Origin of the sequence: Gimesia alba (genome assembly GCF_007744675.1) — a bacterium.
Classification (GTDB): domain Bacteria; phylum Planctomycetota; class Planctomycetia; order Planctomycetales; family Planctomycetaceae; genus Gimesia; species Gimesia alba.
Genome location: NZ_CP036269.1, coordinates 604,352 through 621,620 on the forward strand (window position 1 = coordinate 604,352; position 17,269 = coordinate 621,620).

The 17,269-nt window shown below is 50.4% G+C and carries 15 protein-coding genes; 6 read left to right on the plus strand and 9 right to left on the minus strand.

The window, feature by feature from the left end:
- The first annotated feature begins 193 nt into the window (after positions 1-193).
- The gene (locus Pan241w_RS02285) at positions 194-547 is read left to right on the plus strand and encodes a hypothetical protein (protein WP_145210345.1); all 354 of its coding nucleotides are present in this window, start codon (positions 194-196) and stop codon (positions 545-547) included.
- Between the two features lie 17 nt (positions 548-564).
- Here the strand turns inward: Pan241w_RS02285 and rlmN are convergent, their stop codons facing one another.
- The 3 genes from rlmN to Pan241w_RS02300 form a co-directional block, all read right to left on the minus strand.
- Positions 565-1,671: a 23S rRNA (adenine(2503)-C(2))-methyltransferase RlmN gene (gene rlmN, locus Pan241w_RS02290; RefSeq protein ID WP_145210348.1), complete on the minus strand. Its 1,107-nt coding sequence runs from the start codon at positions 1,669-1,671 to the stop codon at positions 565-567.
- A 218-nt stretch (positions 1,672-1,889) separates the two neighbouring features.
- Entirely contained in the window at positions 1,890-3,797 is a 1,908-nt protein-coding gene (locus tag Pan241w_RS02295) for a hypothetical protein (protein ID WP_145210351.1), read from the minus strand.
- 324 nt (positions 3,798-4,121) lie between these two features.
- A complete protein-coding gene (locus Pan241w_RS02300; protein ID WP_145210354.1) occupies positions 4,122-5,321 on the minus strand; it encodes a DegT/DnrJ/EryC1/StrS family aminotransferase in 1,200 nt (399 codons plus the stop codon).
- A 578-nt stretch (positions 5,322-5,899) separates the two neighbouring features.
- Here Pan241w_RS02300 and Pan241w_RS02305 point away from each other — a divergent pair.
- On the plus strand, positions 5,900-6,178 hold the full coding sequence (locus tag Pan241w_RS02305; protein WP_145210357.1) for a ferredoxin family protein: 279 nt from the start codon (positions 5,900-5,902) through the stop codon (positions 6,176-6,178).
- An 86-nt stretch (positions 6,179-6,264) separates the two neighbouring features.
- On the opposite strand, the gene Pan241w_RS02310 is transcribed toward Pan241w_RS02305, so the two are convergent.
- Positions 6,265-7,221 (minus strand): dihydrodipicolinate synthase family protein, encoded by a 957-nt coding sequence (locus Pan241w_RS02310; protein WP_145210360.1) that lies wholly within the window; start codon positions 7,219-7,221, stop codon positions 6,265-6,267.
- A gap of 100 nt (positions 7,222-7,321) precedes the next feature.
- Here Pan241w_RS02310 and Pan241w_RS02315 point away from each other — a divergent pair, with 100 nt between their 5' ends.
- Positions 7,322-8,743 (plus strand): sulfatase-like hydrolase/transferase, encoded by a 1,422-nt coding sequence (locus tag Pan241w_RS02315; RefSeq protein WP_145210363.1) that lies wholly within the window; start codon positions 7,322-7,324, stop codon positions 8,741-8,743.
- A 15-nt stretch (positions 8,744-8,758) separates the two neighbouring features.
- The gene (locus Pan241w_RS02320; RefSeq protein ID WP_145210366.1) at positions 8,759-8,974 is read left to right on the plus strand and encodes an RNA-binding S4 domain-containing protein; all 216 of its coding nucleotides are present in this window, start codon (positions 8,759-8,761) and stop codon (positions 8,972-8,974) included.
- A gap of 257 nt (positions 8,975-9,231) precedes the next feature.
- Here Pan241w_RS02320 and Pan241w_RS02325 read toward each other — a convergent pair whose 3' ends face one another.
- On the minus strand, positions 9,232-11,814 hold the full coding sequence (locus Pan241w_RS02325) for a tetratricopeptide repeat protein (protein ID WP_198000280.1): 2,583 nt from the start codon (positions 11,812-11,814) through the stop codon (positions 9,232-9,234).
- 145 nt (positions 11,815-11,959) lie between these two features.
- On the opposite strand from Pan241w_RS02325, the gene Pan241w_RS29240 reads away from it, so the two are divergent.
- A complete protein-coding gene (locus Pan241w_RS29240) occupies positions 11,960-12,130 on the plus strand; it encodes a hypothetical protein (protein WP_198000281.1) in 171 nt (56 codons plus the stop codon).
- Between the two features lie 113 nt (positions 12,131-12,243).
- The gene (locus tag Pan241w_RS02330; protein WP_145210372.1) at positions 12,244-13,539 is read left to right on the plus strand and encodes a glycoside hydrolase family 15 protein; all 1,296 of its coding nucleotides are present in this window, start codon (positions 12,244-12,246) and stop codon (positions 13,537-13,539) included.
- On the opposite strand, the gene Pan241w_RS02335 is transcribed toward Pan241w_RS02330, so the two are convergent.
- From Pan241w_RS02335 to xseA, 4 genes are read right to left on the minus strand one after another with little or no spacing between them, the layout of a single operon-like run.
- On the minus strand, positions 13,523-14,722 hold the full coding sequence (locus Pan241w_RS02335) for a GTPase (protein ID WP_145210375.1): 1,200 nt from the start codon (positions 14,720-14,722) through the stop codon (positions 13,523-13,525). The two genes, Pan241w_RS02330 and Pan241w_RS02335, sit on opposite strands and share 17 nt — an antisense overlap.
- 5 nt (positions 14,723-14,727) lie before the next feature.
- A complete protein-coding gene (locus Pan241w_RS02340) occupies positions 14,728-15,558 on the minus strand; it encodes a type III pantothenate kinase (protein ID WP_145210378.1) in 831 nt (276 codons plus the stop codon).
- A gap of 45 nt (positions 15,559-15,603) precedes the next feature.
- Positions 15,604-15,948 (minus strand): exodeoxyribonuclease VII small subunit, encoded by a 345-nt coding sequence (locus Pan241w_RS02345; RefSeq protein WP_145210381.1) that lies wholly within the window; start codon positions 15,946-15,948, stop codon positions 15,604-15,606.
- A gap of 55 nt (positions 15,949-16,003) precedes the next feature.
- A complete protein-coding gene (xseA, locus tag Pan241w_RS02350) occupies positions 16,004-17,239 on the minus strand; it encodes an exodeoxyribonuclease VII large subunit (RefSeq protein ID WP_145210384.1) in 1,236 nt (411 codons plus the stop codon).
- Positions 17,240-17,269 lie beyond the last annotated feature (30 nt).

Consider the following 17,269-nt stretch of genomic DNA (forward strand, 5'->3'; position numbering starts at 1 on the left):
CACAGAGCAATTCACCCTCCCGAATCACTTCTCTCAAGTAATTTGCCACTGCAGACGCATCCTGGCAGTTACATGCTCTCACAACTTTTTTACTTTCAATCAGGTGGACAGGATCATGGCCAACCTTCGATGTATGGTGCCGTGGATGGTATGCAGTATTGCAGTCATTCTTTTGAGCTCAGGGTGTGAGACGATGCCCGAATGGGATTCAAAAGCGATGTCTGGTTCACATCGTGTCGAGAAAAAAGTGAATTCGGCAGAAAAATACCGGATGCGGTTTCAGACAGAGCGAGACTCTAAAGCATTGGACTGGATTCTCAAAAACCGCTTGTATTCTGGAATGACACGTGCCACCGTTGAGAAAGAGCTTGGTGAAGAAGGTGAGTACCAGGAATCTTCCAAATGGTTGAAAGCAACTGGCGGGACATTTCGGACCACCGATGAAGCTTACAAGTGGGGACCGGATGAAAGCGGTCGTAGTGTGTATCTCATTTTCCGGGATGATGTGCTGGTCAATTTTAACCCGGAAGATTTCGAACTGGACTAGCGGCATTCCGGTTTGAGTTATTGAACCTGAACCAGGTCTTTTTCTTTCTCGCGGTTTAAACGTAGTTGACCGCAGGCGGCGTCGATATCGTCCCCTTTTCGTTTACGGACGGTTACGTTGACACCTCCCTTGGCGAGCGTCATGAAGAAACGATCCACGTCGGCCGTTGTGGGGCTCTGGTAGCCTGTTTCTTCGACTCCGTTCGCAGGGATCAGATTCACATGGGCATTGCGATGTTTTAACAGGCCGGCCAACTCGTGTGCATGTGCAGGGCTGTCATTGACGCCTGCCAGCAAAATGTATTCAAAGGTGACGCGCCTGCCAGTGGTGACGTAATAATAGTCGGTTGCATCCATGATTTTCTGGATGCCGATTTTATTGTTCGTGGGAACGATCTGATCGCGCAGCTTATCGTTGGGAGCATGCAGGGAAACGGCGAGAATATACGATTTATTGACGTCCGCCAGTTCTCGAATTTTAGCTGGAAGTCCTACAGTCGAGACAGTAATTTTCCTCGCACCAATTCCCATGCCGCCTTTGTGATTCAAAGTATCCAGCGCGGGGATCAAAGCGGGCAAATTGGCCAATGGTTCTCCAATACCCATCACGACGATATTCGAGATGCGTTCATCTTCGCCGATCACCCGGTCCAGCCGCAGGATCTGTTCCAGGATTTCTCCCATGGTCAGATTGCGGGTCAGCCCCAGTAAACCGCTGGCACAGAAGACACAGCCCATTGCACAGCCGACCTGCGTACTGATACAGACGGTATTTCGCTTGGGCTCGCGCATCAGCACACATTCCACATGATGACCGTCGTGAAGCTCAAGTAGTAGTTTTTCTGTGCGATCCTTTGACGTTTGATGTTTGACGATGGTGGTGGAAAACAGGCGAAAGTTCTCTTTGAGCAGATCACGAAACTTCTTGGAAATGTCGTGCATCGCATCAAAATCGTTCACGCGTTTGGTGAAGATCCAGCGTCGAATCTGGTCTGCGCGATAAGAGGAAGAGTCGTGCTCAATGCACCACTGGGCAAGCTGATCGCGGGTCAGGTCAGTAATCAACGGAAGTGAACAGGCTTCTATTGAGGAAGGCTGTGTGACATCATTTTCGGAGGGCAGCATGTTTTCTGGCTCAAGCAAGAGTGTTCGCAGTCGCTTCAGGTTGCTGCAAACAGGTTACGGAAATTATTCCGATCGCGGGAAACAGCCCGGAAACTTAGATAGGGGCTGAGGAATCTGTACAAGTATCATACCGGGCTACCGGGCCGAAGACCACTATTTCTCGCCGCGGTTTTTCAATTCCAGCGCAGGCAGCCATTATAAAACGAGGTTACGATACATTAGTCATCTTCCGGCGGGGCCGGGAAACTCACGACAGTCCCTTTTTTCTTCTTACTCCCTTTCTTGTCGTCCGTTCTTTCTTCGAGGTCAAACGAAAGGGCAGGGATGGGAGGAGGCGAATTGGGGATCGGCAGTTCGGGAGCTTCCAGAGTGGGAAGTTTCGGGGTCGTTTGCGCCTGCAGAGGTTGTTCGTTGATGGGACCCTGCGGAAGCTGTTTTCCTTGCGACATCCGAGGTGTATCTGGTGTGACCGTTGGTTTTTGCCGGACAATCCGACGACCATCGTCTTCGATGGCGTTTCGATGGAAGGCTATGGTTTGTCCTTGAATTTCCGCGCCGACAATTTTGTAATGTTGCCCGGGTGGGGCTTTGAGGGCACTGATTAAATTATTCCCTTCCAGGGAGGCACGGTCTTGTGGTGCCGTGGCCAGCTTCAGTTCCAGGCTGGAACCATCCGGGTATTTCAGTCGTAGTTTTGGTTGAGAGGCCAATTGGTTCGAAGCGCCAAATGGATTTCCAAACTCGGCGACGCGTTCAAACCGCGCATGAATTTCATTTTTACCGGACGCCAGTTTCGGTCGGGAATACGTTTTATTCGCCATGACCAGCTCTGCTTGCGACATATGCAAATGCCAGTTGCCCGTAGAAGCGATGACGATGTCGTCCGCTCCAAAATGGAGTTGTTTGTAGACATAGAGTGAAGACTCAATCTGTGCTGTCGCGATCGGGGGCGTTCGTTCTGCTCCCAGGAACATGGCGCACTGAATCAGAGTCGGCACGGGGACCGATTGCACTATCTTAGGTTGGTTCAACTGGGCCATCATTTTTTGTTTATTGTTGGTTGCATAATAGTGCGAGAGCAGGGCGACCGAACTCTGTTTGGTTTCAAGGTCCACATCGAGATTACGGAGAATGGCTTCTTCTGCTTCCTCGTGTTGTTGGTACTTTTGCAAAATCCGCGAGCAGAGCAGGTTGGCTTCCCAGACTTCACTGGAATAGGTTTGCGATTTCAGAGCCATTTGTGCGGCTCCGGGCTGTCCGAGATAGTCACGAATGCCAGCCAGGTTTGCTGTACCGGAAGCCAGCATATCATCGCGACGGAAATAGCCTTCGCCACGGTCTGCCAGCTCAGAATAGGTGTTGGAGGCGGCGAAGAGTTGTCCCTGTGCCTGCTGGGTCCGTGCGACGTAATACCAGTAAGGCGGGTAATGACTCATAAAGCGTTCCAGACGTTTTAAAATCCGTAAACGAATACGGGGGTTCCGTTCCTTCATCGCTTCGTCAAGCGATGCCAGATCGTCATCACGGATCAACCAGTCATCGGGGATATTTTTTTCTTGTGCCAATTTCCAGAATGTATCCAGAAACAGCGTTGATTTGGAAACGACCGTTTCCATGCGTTTTTTATCGACCTTCCAGAGATCCAGATCTTTTTGCGCTTCCACATTTCGATAATCCCACCAACTGTTGGCACCCGTTCGGATGGCATTGCCAAACTGGAAGGTGAGGACATCAGTTGTCAGAGCGAGCGCATTGGTGGCTAACTTTTGGCGTGAATGGTAGTTGTGTTTATTTTTGAAGTACTCCCGTTCCTGTTCAGCGATCTCAACCTGGCCGATCTCATCAAGGACCGATGAGTAGAGCTTGATGACTTTCTCGTCTCCTACGCCGTTCAGATTCAGGTTGTTCAAAATCTTCTCGCGCTCTTCGAACATGACTTCTTTGGAGCCGGATTTTTTGATGCGGTAGAACGAGGCACGGCAGTAATTGAGCGCGATGGCTGTTTTGCCGGCGGTAGGATCAGGTTCTTTCTTGTTTTCTTCAGCAGGTAACAGGCGCAGAGTTGACCCGCTGAGGATCAAGATTACCAGGAATCGAACTGTTGTTTTTTGAAAAAGAGTCGGCATGTGATCTCCTTAACTGCCGATCAGTGTCAATATTTTGGCAGGAGTTTGGATTTGGTCGTGGATGCTTTGCACATCAATGCAGGAAATTAATTTCATTACTATCAATTTACACGACAAATCAAACACGTGTGGGGACTACTTGAGTTTTTACACGATTTTCAGGGGGAGAGAGTTGCTGGAGGTCCGGTTGGGTAAAACAGGATAACTTTTGTATGTTTTCCACTTGGGAAAAGCGGAAAAACAGGATTGTGGGCAATAAAAAAATCCCCCTGATTCGTAAAGGAATCAGGGGGATGATTGTTTGCATCAGTTCAGTTTGGCTGATTAAGCAGCTTTTGAAGCCGGGGGTGTTTCAGAATAGAGTGTTGGGAACTGCGAAGAGGAAAGACGTCCCAAGCTTTCTGCGATTCCTCGTACCACCGTCTCCTGTTGAAATTCATTCAGTTCCGAGAAGATCGGCAGTGCCAGGCACTCGCTGGTAATGAGTTCTGTTGCCGGCAGATCTCCCTGCTGATATCCCAGGTATTGGAAGCATTGCTGCATATGTAATGGACGGGGATAGTAGATAGCACAGCCGGTGTGCTTTTCTCTCAAGTCCTGGAGAACCTGATCCCGCTGCCCGCCTTTGACGCGAATACTGTACTGGTTGTAAACGTGTCGCCGATCGGGGAGTACCGTTGGCGGTTCGATGCAATCCAGCAGCTGATAATGGCGGAACAAAGCATTGTAGCGTCGTGCGTTTTCCTGGCGCTCAGCGGTCCACTGATCCAGGTGTCGCAGTTTGACTCGCAGCACAGCAGCCTGCAGTGCGTCAAGGCGGCTGTTGATGCCGATTTCCGCGTGCTGGTATCCGCCCAGGTCTCCATGAACGCGTAGGCGTCTGATGCGTGTGGCCAGATCGGGATCGTCAGTTGTGACGAGCCCGCCATCTCCGGCACCTCCCAGGTTTTTCGTGGGGAAAAAGCTGAAGCAGCCAATGGTTCCGAGAACACCGGCACGTCGCCCGCGGTATTCGGCACCGATGGCTTGAGCGGCATCTTCAATCACCGGAATGCCATTGCGAACCGCATTTCGCCAGATCGGTTCCATATCTGCACATTGCCCGAAGATATGGACCGGCATGATGGCTTTGGTGCGTTCCGTAATTTTGTCTTCAATCGAATTGGGACACAGGTTGAAGCTGACAGGATCAATGTCAGCAAAGACCGGCGTGGCACCAACGCGTGCGATGGAACTTCCCGTCGCGAAAAAGGTAAAGGGGCTGGTGATGACTTCATCACCAGGGCCGATTTCCAATGCCATTAATGCCAGCACAAGTGCATCTGTACCAGAGGCGACTCCAATGGCATTTCGGGAATCGCAATATTCGGCGATATCACATTCAAATTCTGCCACTTCGTCACCCAGGACGAATGCCTGATCATCAAATACTTTCAGGACTGCTTCCTGAACTTCGTCTTTAATTCTCTGGTATTGGGCGACAAGATTGATGAAGGGGACAGGGGTGGGGGTCTCGTTTGTCATTCAGCGACTCCATTCGCTATGGGAATCCGGGGAGTTCCGTGCTCAAAAACAGGTAAGGTTGGTGGTTTTGAGAGATTTGGTACACCTTATTTTCAGGTAAGATGTGTCTGTTCCGGTCACTTTGGCTAATCCCCATCTTGGGTTTCACAGAAGTGATTCGAAATTTCGTGCGTAGATTATGTCGAGAACCGTTTCCTGTCAATATGTGTCGATCTGAAAAGTAGAGACTCTGGAATGTTGGTTTCAGGAAGTGGACGGCCCAGGACCGTAAGGTCTTATTTTACAAACAGCAAATGATTGCCCTGGGGATTGCCGATAGTAGAAGCATTGACGGGTTTCAGGCGGGTTTTGTAGTCTTGACACCTGTTTTTATGCCTTTTACGATGAAGCATCAGTTCCAACTGGAACCGTATTCCAAAATCGACTATATACGTAAATGATGGCCTGACGGGCATGGTTTCACCCGAATTGGTCAAGCTTAACAGCTGTTTTTTTGATCTTTGAAGCCTATACTCAATGAAACGGCTTTGAGCGGTTTCACAGAATTTTTTTAGAGCAACGTCCAGAAAGGAAAACTCATGGCACACGTGGTTACAGAGGCTTGCTTCAATTGCAAATATACGGATTGTGTCGTGGTTTGCCCCGTAGAGTGCTTCTACGAAGGGGAATCAATGGTATATATCAATCCCGATGAGTGCATCGACTGCGAAGCATGCGTGCCTGAATGCCCGGTAGAAGCAATTTTTCATGAGGACAATGTTCCAGAAAAATGGCAGGAATACACTCAGATCAACGCCGAAAAATCACAGGAACTGCCCGTGATTACCGAAAAGAAAGATCCTTTGGCTGATTGCTAAACACGATCTGACTCTTTTTTCGGCTTGTTTCTCTAATAAAAAATAGAAGAAGCCCCAATCTCCGACAGGGATTGGGGCTTCTTTGATTAATCGATGACATTGAGTCGCTGTCCCAATTCACGTAAGACTTCGATATCGGTGTCGGGTCTGGTGGGGCTTTGGGGATGGGTCAAATTCGTTTTGGTCCAGCCTCGCAGGTGCAGAAACTGAGCTGCTGAGTGCTTGTAAGCCGGGGAAGGGTTGCGAAACGTGAAATATCCCAGATATTGCAGCTGATCGTTCAATTCATAAAACGCAGGGTCGCCGGCAGCCCAGTAGGCGTCCCGTTTGGCAAACAGGTCGGGGGCAAATGTGCTCAGGCCCAGTAGGTAGTCACTGCCGTATTGGACCATATCGATGCCGAAGTCGTTGCCTGTGAAAACTTTGAAATCGGGCCGTTTCTGATCTCTCAGCTGTAGCCGCTCCCACTCTGGTTCCCGATGGAAGGACGAGTGTTTAGCGCCGATGCATTGCGGAATTTCCATCAGGGCGGCATAGGTGTCCAGATCGTAGACGGAGCCGAAGGGAGCCAGATCTTTGGTTAATTCAAAACCGATAAAACGATCAGTATTGGCGGCGATCGTCTGATAGGATTCAATAATCTCTGCGGGCGACTGTTCGATCAGACCGAATGACTGAAAGATGACCGGGGTGCCGCCGTGCTCCTGGATCAGGTCCGTTTTTCTCTGATAACCGGCGGCATCAAAGTTGGCTCCCGTTTGATCGCTGACAAAAGCACCTGCCACAAACGGTCCGCCGCTCAGCGTCTGTTGTGCGATCTTCAGGACCTCAATAAAAGTCGGCTCGTCAATCAGATTCACATAACCGGTGTCCATATTGACGGCGGGGGTGATTCCCACTTCAGCGGTGCGGGCGATGTGGGCACTTAATGAATCTCGATCGATTTCCCCGGATTCCAGATAGGGGAGCAAAACGGCTGAAATTCCCGTCAATTTCCGGCGTGGTTTGATCATGCTGACGGGATCATAGGCTGCTTCTGGCATTTGGGTGGTCCTTGCTATATATTTGAAGTTTAAAGCTGGATTCAATTGTGTTCCATCGACCATCAGGATACCAGATTCGCGCTCAATCTTGGAGGCATTCATGAGTTTTCGACAGAGAGTTTCTCTTGCTTTGTTTTTTATGCTGTGTTGTTTTGGATTCCGCCTGGGAATTTTAGAAGCCGCTGATCAGCAGCAAAAACCGAATGTTCTGTTTTTATTTACGGATGACCAACGTGCCGACACCATTCATGCGTTGGGGAACTCACTGATCCAGACGCCGAACCTGGATCAACTCGTGCGGAACGGGTTTGTGTTTAACAATGCCTACTGCCTGGGAAGTAACTCCGGTGCTGTTTGTGTCTGCAGTCGGAACATGCTACTCAGCGGACGCACCTATTTCCGCTGGACGGGGCGTTACGCTTCGGCTAAGAAACCGAATTTTCCAGACTCCATGAAACAAGCCGGGTATTACACTTACCATCATGGTAAAAAAGGGAACACGGCGATGGAGATCCATAAGCGGTTCGATCAGTCCCAATATCTGAATGATCAACAGGCACGTCTATTGGGCCAGCCCGGAAAAGAAATCGTCGATAATGCAATTCAGTTTTTGAAAACAAAAGAAGACAAACCGTTCTTTATGTATCTGGCGTTTGCCTGCCCGCATGACCCTCGCGTGGCAGATCAGGAATATATGGATCTCTATCAGCGCGACCAAATTCCCTTACCAGAAAATTATCTGCCTTTGCATCCATTCAATAATGGAGAACAGGTCGTACGTGATGAATTACTGGCCGGGTTCCCGCGCAGCAAAGCGGAAGTGAAAAAGCACCTGCATGATTACTATGCCGACATCACGGGCCTGGATGGTCATATTGGTCGATTGCTGAACGCGCTTAAAGAGAGTGGCGAATATGAGAATACCGTGATTATCTTTTCATCCGATCATGGTCTGGCTGTTGGCAGTCATGGATTGATGGGGAAACAGAGCTTGTATGAACACAGTATGAAATCGCCCCTCATCTTCAGTGGTCCGGGGATTCCACACGGCCAGAGTGATGCGCTCGTTTATCTGTATGATATCTTTCCGACTGTCTGTGAAATGGTGGGAACTGAAGTCCCGCAAGGACTGGACGCCTCTAGCATGTGGCCTGTGATCAGCGGCAAGAAACCAGAAATTCGTGAGACCCTGTTTACTGCTTACAAAGACGTGCAACGTTCGGTTCGCGATGACAGATGGAAACTGATTACCTACCCACAGATCAATAAGTCACAACTGTTTGACCTGAAAAATGATCCAGCGGAAACGAAGAATCTGTTTGGGCAGTCGGCCTGTCAGAGTCATTCAGACCGCTTGCTGGCGGCGATGAAAGACTGGCAGAAAAAAGCCGGCGATACGAGCCCGCTTGCATCTGATACGCCTCAGGACGCGACCTTTAAGGCGCCAACGCCTGAAGAACTGAAACAATTGAAACAGCGTTGGAAGCCGAAAAAGAAGAAAACCAAGAAGAAGTCATCCTAAGAGAGATTAAACCGCATGGTATCAGAAACACGCCCACCGATCCGTTTAGATCAGTTTTTAAAACAGCAGGCTGCGGTCGGGACGGGCGGTCATGCCAAGATCGTGATCCAGGCAGGAGAAGTGACCGTTAATGGAATCGTCGAGACCAGACGACGCAAGCAACTGTCGCCGGGAGATGTGATATCTTACGCCGGCGAACAGTGGTGCGTTGAAGTCACTCAGGACGAGTGATTATTTGAGATTGCTTCGGTGAACGTTAAATAAGCCACCGACCACAATCACGCAGAGAAGCAGTTTAAGATAATCTGAAGTTGTTGCGTTGTGCCAGATATCAAGTAAGTAGTACATCCAGCCATCAATCCAGAGTTCCATGAGAAGTCCTCCGTTTTGACTCGCAACAAAATGCGGTATCGAAATTCTACATTCTATTCGGCGGCATGTCGGATTGGCACGCGAATAACGCATCCAGCGGTGTTGATGGTTGACTTTTAGAAACGGGGCGTCTGTTTTCGCCACTCAATCATTTCGGCGCGCTCTGCCAGATCGGGATCGTGGGGAGCCAATTTTCGCAGCTGTAATAATGTTTCTTCTGCCTCAGGAATCAGTGCATAAAACAGCTGGTACTTGAGAAGTAACTTCAACAGTTGTGGCTCGTTGGGCAGGCATGTATTCGCCCGTTCAATGAGAGACAATGCTTTCCCGGGAACGCCCGTATTTGCGTAAAACTGAGCGAGTGCCCCTAATTCCTGCAGTATCACGGTTGTCTGTTGTGTGCTTTTATCATCATGATTATTTTCCCGGTTTTTTAGAAAAACTTCTACTCGTGCCTCCAGTTCCAGCATGTCTAACAGCTGGCGGGCTTCGGAATTTCCGGATTGGAAGGCCAGGTCCAGTTGTGCCAATGCCTCTGTTTTGCGGCCTTCGGCGAGATAGACTTTGGCCAGCAATGTGTGCAATTCTGCCTGATGATTCTGATAGGAAGCTGGTTGATTCAAGGCTTCGCTGAGAATTTGTTCCGCCTTCTGAATGTACGACAAACGCAAATAGGTTTTCGCCAGCTGGAGATCTTTGTTTTCAATAACGTCTTCTGATGGCTGTTTCTCGCTGGTGGGCTGGTAGCTGGCCTGCAATGTTTCCTGAGCGAGATTGATTCCCTGGACCAGATCGCGGCGGAGCATTTTCTGGTCGGGCATGGAGAAGGCCCGCTCAAACTCACGTATGGCTTTCTGGTAACGTTTGGTTTTGATGTAAGACCAGGCCAGCAGATTGGTCAGCCTGACGTCTTCAATTTTTTGTTCCTGCAACTGTTCTACATATTCAATCAATTCGGCATAGTGACCGGCTTCGAACAGCTGTTGTGTGAAGGCGACTTGAAATGAAAGACGATGCGGAAATCGTTCGATGGCTTTTTTGGCGATCTTCAGCGAATCGTCGGCATTCCAGTATTCCTGGCGAATCGTGCCAGTTCTGTTGGGTTCCAGTTTCAGGATCATCACACCCTGTTCGTCATACACGGGCGTCATCCGATACACGAGATCTTGATCCAGCAGGTGCCAGGGAAAAGCCGAGACGGTGTCGCGACTGAAGGTGACCAGATAGTTGGCCGAAAAGTCCTGAATCGCCTGATGCAGCTTTTCTGCATTGGTCGTTTCAAAAAAGTTCAGACGCTGATAACGCTGTCCGGTGGTTGCAACATCGGCGCGGCGTGTGATCAGGCGGCTGTCCGGGCGGGTATGCTGTTTGATCCAGTCGCCGGCGGCGTTCCAGTGACTGAATTGATTTGGAGGCAATTGATCCGTATAGAACTGATTCGCCTGCGAGATCATTTTCAGATTGGCGCTGATCAGCGACGCATCCGTTTTGATTTGCCAGCCGCAATACAATAGTAAGAGTATTGAGAACATAGCCAATGACACCTTACGCGTCATAGGTCGGGCAACTTCGATATGTCCCACAAATGCGTTCCAACCAGCGGGGATAAAGGCCAGGGCTACGGGAATGAGCGGCAGAGTAAACCGCTGTTGCATCCACGGCCAGAGAGAGAGGATTCCCAGACTGAAAATAAGATACAACAAAGCAACGGTTCCCCCTTGTTGTCTGCGTTTGAGCATTCCATAACAGGACAGTATGAGGACCAGCGCTCCTATTGCGAGATAGATCCAGGTGGGGCCGGGAAGCAAGGCGTTTTCGTCTAGAATCATGCGGGTATAGCGGGGTGTTGAGCCGGGCATGTCCGGGAAGAGCTTCTGACAGAAACTTTCAAAGTGTGTGGTGCATCTTTGCATGATGCTCATTAGTGTTCCGACGATTCCCTGTGATTGCAGCTCTTTCAACGCGACGGACGCATAACCACTGTGCTCCAACGCGGAATTTCGAACCATCCAGATGCCCGTTGCCAGAAGAGAGCAGGCGACGCCCGATAACCAGGGCCAACGTTGGCGTCGTATTATGGCCCAGCATCCGACAGCCAGAACCAGAGCGATGCCGATTGTCCTCAGAAACGGGAGGAAGACCAAGAGCCCGGTGAACAGCAGAAGATCTGTTTTACCGGGACGATCCTGTCGATTGGCCAGGAGAAAGAGAATCGCCAGAGAACAAGCCATGAACGGAATTTCGCTCATGACAATTGTCGAAAAAAACAGGGTATAGGGATTGATGGCAATCAGAAAGGCAATCAAAAACGCAGGCCAGTAGAAGTGCCGCGAATGCCGGGGATCAGCGTCCGGTGATGGTTCCTGTAAACGCATTACATACAGGTAGAGCAGTGTAATCAGCGCCAGGGCCGTGAGCAGGACCGTCGCTTTGGCAAGTAAGATATTGTAGGGAGCGATCAGCGCTGCGGGTGACAGCAGCAGCGACATGCCGGGAGGACGATGTGCGTAGAGCGGTTCTCCCGGCGTATCAATGAGTCGATATCCCGCACCGCTGACAAGTGATTTCGCCATCATGACATAGCGGGCACTGTCGGGAGTGAAAAAATAAAGCTGGTTCCAGCGGGCCACAGCCAGGCTCGAAAAGACGATCAGCAAGGCGATGAGACCTGTTTTGGGGGATCGAATCATAGATGACAAGGCAGATTTCATGAACCAGACCGACGCTTAAAAGGCTGTGTGAAGATGGAAGAGTTCTACAGAAAGAGAGAAATGCAAATCTTATTCCCGCTGATGAGATAACGGGGGAGACGTTTGAAGTTGGTTCCGTATGCAGGAGACTAGGATGATGCTGCAGATTATAGAGGTTTCAGATGGTGTTGAGGGGCTGATTTCAGTGGAATGTGCTCCTCTCGGTCATGGACTCGACTTAGGAAATGATGCAGAAATGCAACGCTGTTGTTTTTTGGAAACAAGCGAGAATGCAGGTTCCCGTCTGTCTGCCGTTGCATTTTGAAGCCAATTGTTTCACAATTCGTTGCGCGCGGCTCGACGCATTTTTTAATGAGACAAATCGATGGTTCCAGGGATGAATCATTTTAAGAAACTATTTCAAGTCAGGTGTTTATCATGGATGGCAGTCAACTCCCCTCTTTAAATCAGGTTCCAGAAACAATCGAGGAAACCGATCAGCTGGTTTCTTTTCTGGAAGCACAGAATACGTTTTCGTTTCCTGCTTTGGAAAACGGTTTGTTTCCGGCAGCAATCGCTCATGAATCGACGGGTTATCAGAGTATCTGGGTTCGTGATAATATTCATGTTGCGCATGCCCTGAATGCGGTCGGAAAAACAGAGCCAGCCTGCAAAGCAGCAGCGACATTGACCGATTATTTCATCAAACACAGAGATCGTTTTGACAACATCATTTCCGGAAAACATCACGCAACGGAAGTGATGAAGCGCCCACACATCCGCTTTGACGGCAACACGCTGGGGGAAATTGATGAAAAGTGGGCACACGCCCAAAATGATGCACTGGGTTATTATCTCTGGTTTTATAGTCTGTTGGCATTACAGGGGAAATTGACGCCCACGCATGATTCCATCGAGTTATTGGCGGCTTTTGTGCATTATTTCGGGAAGATCCGTTTCTGGGAAGATGCAGACAGTGGTCACTGGGAAGAGGCACGCAAGGTAGAGGCGTCCAGCATCGGCACTGTCGTCAGTGGATTACTGACTTTGAAACAGTATCTTGATCAAAGCCAGAATTGGAGCCAGCTTAAGTATGGGAAAAAACTGGTTGCTTCTGAGATGGTCGATGAGTTAATTCAACAGGGGCAAGCGACACTGTCAGAAATTCTACCAGCTGAGTGTATTCAAGCCGATCCTTTGTTGGCGCGAAAATACGATGGCGCGCTGTTATTCCTGATCTATCCACTGGGACTGGTACAGGGCGAGATGGCCGAGAGGATTTTGGAAGATACCAGAAATCACCTGATGGGCGATTATGGCATCCGCCGTTATCTGGGAGATTCGTACTGGTGTGCCGACTATAAAGATATGCTCAGCGAAGATGACCGGACCAGCGACTTCAGCGAGGATCAGGCCAGCCGGGATAAGCTGTTAAAACCGGGGCAGGAAGCACAGTGGTGCATTTTCGATTCGATTATGTCAGTGATCTACGGACAACGATTTCTCGAGTCAGACAAGTCGGACGATTTTGAAAAACAGCGTTTCCATCTGGAGCGTTCGTTGAATCAGTTGACAACTGAGGAATGCCGCTTTGGTCCTTATCTCTGTCCGGAGTCGTACTTCCTCGAAAAAGGGAAATACATTCCCAACGATATTACGCCGTTATTGTGGACTCAGGGTAATTTGATGATGGCGTTGCATCAGTGGAAACAGACAGTTAAGGCGCGTCGTTGAGTGTTTCGCGGTTTGATTCCTGCAGCAGCAACTGATGGATCAGACTGCGATATGCGGTCGGATCCTGGTTCGTGAGTGCTGCAGTTGCCTGATGTAACAAGTCAATCTGCCGTTTGGTAACGGGGACTGCAGTCGTTTCGGGAGGCACTTCCGGGATCAGGCGTTTTACCAGCGTCTCTAACAGAGCTTCGATGCCGGCTTTGGTTTTGGAAGAAACTAGAATTGCCTGTTCGGGGAGCCGTTCATCCCAGAGTTGCGGGAGATCAGTTTTATGGGCGACCACGATGGAATCATTCCATTGTGAGAGCAGTCGCTGATCGTCCGGATGTGCCGGCTGACTGGTGTCAATCAGGATTACACGACAGTCAGCCTGGCTGAGGGTTTGTTCGGCTCGCTGGATGCCTGCTGCTTCCAAGTCATCGGCTTGTTCGCGGATGCCTGCGGTATCGGAGAATTGAAAAGGCCAGCCTTCAATGGCTGTGGTTGCGGTCAGGACATCGCGGGTTGTGCCTGCTTCATCGTACACAATTGAGCGGTCGTATCCCAGGATCGCGTTGATCAGACTCGATTTGCCCACATTCGGTCGGCCCGCGAGTACCACTCGCCAGGGAGCCGTTAAATGCAGCCCCAGGTGTTCCCAGCGGAGCAGGTTTTGAATTTGTGACTGAAAAAACTCCGCATCGAAGTCTGCAGTTTCGTCGGGAATCAGCGCTTCGAAGGTGGTGCGCAAGATTCCCTGCGACTGGCGCAGCAGAATTTCTGCGGCGCGGAATGTCGTGGCAGCAGTCAGTGCTGCCTGTAATTCTACTTCCAGTGCAGGCTCTGTCTGACAGGCTAATTCCTGCCATGATTGAATTGTGCAGCCTTGCACTTGCAGGTCGGCTAGAATTCGTTCGACGGCTGCCATACCGCCGTGACAGTGAATGTCGACAGTCTCATGTTCGATGCGGCAGAGTACCAGATCTTCGTTGTTGGTTTGTCCCCAGAGTCCATATACAATGCGATTGAGGGGCTGCTCTGTTAATGATTTTCTGTTTGCGGGCGAGAAGCAGGCATCAATGGCATGAGTCAGCGCGGGGAGTGTGCCGTGAACGCGAATGGTGGCGACGGCGCCTCTGCCACGGGGCGTTAACAGCGCGGCTGTGCACGAGGATTGTGACTTTGGCTGGAGACGATCTGACATGCCGGTTATTGATCCCCACTGATTTTTTGTGCCACCAGTGCCAGTCCCTGTAATGAGAGCAAAGGCTCAAACTGCACGGCTTCGATCAGGTGCGGTGCCAACAGGGCTGAACCGCCGCCCGTTAATAAGACGAGGGGATGAACCTGTCTGGCATTTGGCAGCGATTGCTGCAGAAGCTGGTTGACGAGTTCACGTACCGCGCCCAGTTGTCCCCAGAAGAGTCCGCTACGAATCGCGTCGGTGGTGTTTTTTCCCAGCACAATCGGTTCTGTTTGATGTAGATCATCGACGGGGATCAAGGGGAGTAAAGCCGTGTAGTCATTTAGTGCTTTGGCAGAGAGTTCAAAGCCCGGTAGAATCGCACCGCCGGCAAAACTGCCATCAGTTGACACGACATCCACAGTGGTTGCGGTTCCGGTATCAATGATAATGGCGGCCTGGTCGGTTGTGCGTAGAGCATTCGCGGCGACTGCATTCAGCAAGCGGTCAATGCCGACTTTACGTGGTTCATCGACGCAAATTTCCAGAGGGAAGCTGTCTGTGTTGAGAACTTCGATGGGGACCGGCAGATTTCCCTGCGGCCAATCTTGCACAACCCGTGCGATGCCGCGCGGATTGGAACCGGCGACGACTGTCTGGCATGTTAATTCCTGTTGTTCCTCAAACCAGGCGTTGATTTGCTCCCAGGGAAGAGAGCCGTCGATCAATGTGGAAATGGAATGCACAACCTGCGGTAGAGGGCTGTTCTCTTCCGCGAGGACATCAGTCTTGAGTAAGACAAATTTGATCCGGCTGTTGCCGACATCAATGGCCAATTGTAGAAATGGTTGTGACATGTGAATTTCTTTGAAACTTACAGAGAATGCGTCGTCATCTGTTTTTTAAAACAGAGTCCGATCAGTGTCTTCTTCGTCATTCTTTTTTGAACTGCTTTTGCGTCGTCCGGTTTTGGAAGGACCTTTGGTTTCAATGGAAGCGGTCGCATCAAAGTCTTCCAGGACCGGGTTTCCGTCTGCGTCAACACGCGTCAGAATTTCGATTTTCTGTTCGGCTGATTCAAGAGACTGGTAACAGGATCGTAACAGTTTAACGCCCCGTTCGAATTGCTCCATCGATTCTTCCAGACCGGCTGTCCCTTCTTCGAGGGTATTGACGATCTCCTGTAGTTCTGCCAGTGAGTCTTCAAACAGAGGTATTTCCGATTTTGCTGCTTTTTTCTTTGCCATGTGATCAGGTCTTATTCAAATGAGAGTTTTCTGCTGGTTGAAAAACAGTGGTGATTTACTTGATTGTGTTTGATTCCGGTTCTGTTTTTTGAACCTGGCTGGTGATGGTACCATCAGTCACATGCGTTTGCAGGACATCCCCGGCGTTGATTTGTCGAATTGATTTGACGATTTCTGTTTCTTGTTTTCCGGTTTCAACGCGCGTGATGCTATAGCCGCGGCTTAACACTTTCAAAGGACTGAGTGCATCCAGCGCAGAAGAAAGATGTTTGGTTTCTGATTGATACCGGGAGAGAATTTCGCGCGTGCTGCGTTTCAAGCGGCGGTCCAGTTCGTCCAGTTGTGCCGCACGGTTGTGAATCAAATCCAAAGGTCGGGTCAGTGCAGGGCGAGCCGCGAGTGCATCCAGTTGCAGGCGGGCTTGTCGGGCACGTTGTTTCAGGTTTGCGGTTAGCTGGTCTTTCCAGTGTGTCAACGTTGCCAGCACATCCGACTGCAGCGGAACTGCCAGTTCAGCCGCCTCGCTGGGGGTGAGCGCGCGACGGTCTGCGACGAGGTCGGAGATGCTGATATCAATTTCGTGACCGACGGCACTGATGATCGGTATCGGGCAGTCAAAAATTGCGCGGGCGACGACTTCTTCGTTAAACGCCCAAAGATCTTCCAGGCTGCCACCACCGCGTCCGGTGATTATGGTTTCCACACCTGGAATTCGGGCGGCGATTTCAATTCCTGCGGCAATTTGTTCTGCTGCACCTTCTCCCTGAACGGCGACGGGGACGATCACCAGATCGACGGCTTTCCAGCGGCGGGTGATGACTTGCAGCATATCGCGGACGGCGGCACTGGTGGGGCTGGTGACCAGTGCGATCTTGCGCGGAAATTGAGGAATGGGTCGTTTGTGCTCGGGGCTGAACAGTCCTTCCGCGGCCAGTTTTTCCTGCATCTGGCGGAAGGCCAGTTCGAGCGCACCGACTCCCTGTGGCAGGAGTTGTTCGATATTCAGCTGGTACGTGCCGCGTGCCTGATAGACTTCAATCGGTCCAGCCGCGACGACTTCCATGCCGTCTTCGAGTTGAAACTTCAGTCGCGAGGCCGTTCGTTTCCAGATCACGGCGCGGAGTTGGGCGGCATCGTCTTTCAATGTGAGGTAGACGTGTCCCGAACTGGCGATTGTGCAGTTCGAAATTTCGCCGATCACCCAAGTATACGGAAAATTGGCTTCGACCAGATTTTTAATCTGACGCGTGGTTTCCGTGACAGACAGGATTTCAGGTTCCAGTGATGACATGATCTCACTTTAATTGCTGGTAAACGGTTG

Bases quoted from the DNA above. Each gene is read 5' to 3' on its own strand.
- Pan241w_RS02320 (WP_145210366.1), top strand. From the start codon at position 8,759: ATGGTATCAGAAACACGCCCACCGATCCGTTTAGATCAGTTTTTAAAA.
- Pan241w_RS02315 (WP_145210363.1), top strand. From the start codon at position 7,322: ATGAGTTTTCGACAGAGAGTTTCTCTTGCTTTGTTTTTTATGCTGTGT.
- Pan241w_RS02330 (WP_145210372.1), top strand. From the start codon at position 12,244: ATGGATGGCAGTCAACTCCCCTCTTTAAATCAGGTTCCAGAAACAATC.
- Pan241w_RS29240 (WP_198000281.1), top strand. From the start codon at position 11,960: ATGATGCTGCAGATTATAGAGGTTTCAGATGGTGTTGAGGGGCTGATT.
- Pan241w_RS02345 (WP_145210381.1), bottom strand. From the start codon at position 15,948: ATGGCAAAGAAAAAAGCAGCAAAATCGGAAATACCTCTGTTTGAAGAC.
- xseA (WP_145210384.1), bottom strand. From the start codon at position 17,239: ATGTCATCACTGGAACCTGAAATCCTGTCTGTCACGGAAACCACGCGT.
- rlmN (WP_145210348.1), bottom strand. From the start codon at position 1,671: ATGCTGCCCTCCGAAAATGATGTCACACAGCCTTCCTCAATAGAAGCC.
- Pan241w_RS02295 (WP_145210351.1), bottom strand. From the start codon at position 3,797: ATGCCGACTCTTTTTCAAAAAACAACAGTTCGATTCCTGGTAATCTTG.
- Pan241w_RS02305 (WP_145210357.1), top strand. From the start codon at position 5,900: ATGGCACACGTGGTTACAGAGGCTTGCTTCAATTGCAAATATACGGAT.
- Pan241w_RS02310 (WP_145210360.1), bottom strand. From the start codon at position 7,221: ATGCCAGAAGCAGCCTATGATCCCGTCAGCATGATCAAACCACGCCGG.
- Pan241w_RS02340 (WP_145210378.1), bottom strand. From the start codon at position 15,558: ATGTCACAACCATTTCTACAATTGGCCATTGATGTCGGCAACAGCCGG.
- Pan241w_RS02300 (WP_145210354.1), bottom strand. From the start codon at position 5,321: ATGACAAACGAGACCCCCACCCCTGTCCCCTTCATCAATCTTGTCGCC.
- Pan241w_RS02335 (WP_145210375.1), bottom strand. From the start codon at position 14,722: ATGTCAGATCGTCTCCAGCCAAAGTCACAATCCTCGTGCACAGCCGCG.
- Pan241w_RS02285 (WP_145210345.1), top strand. From the start codon at position 194: ATGCCCGAATGGGATTCAAAAGCGATGTCTGGTTCACATCGTGTCGAG.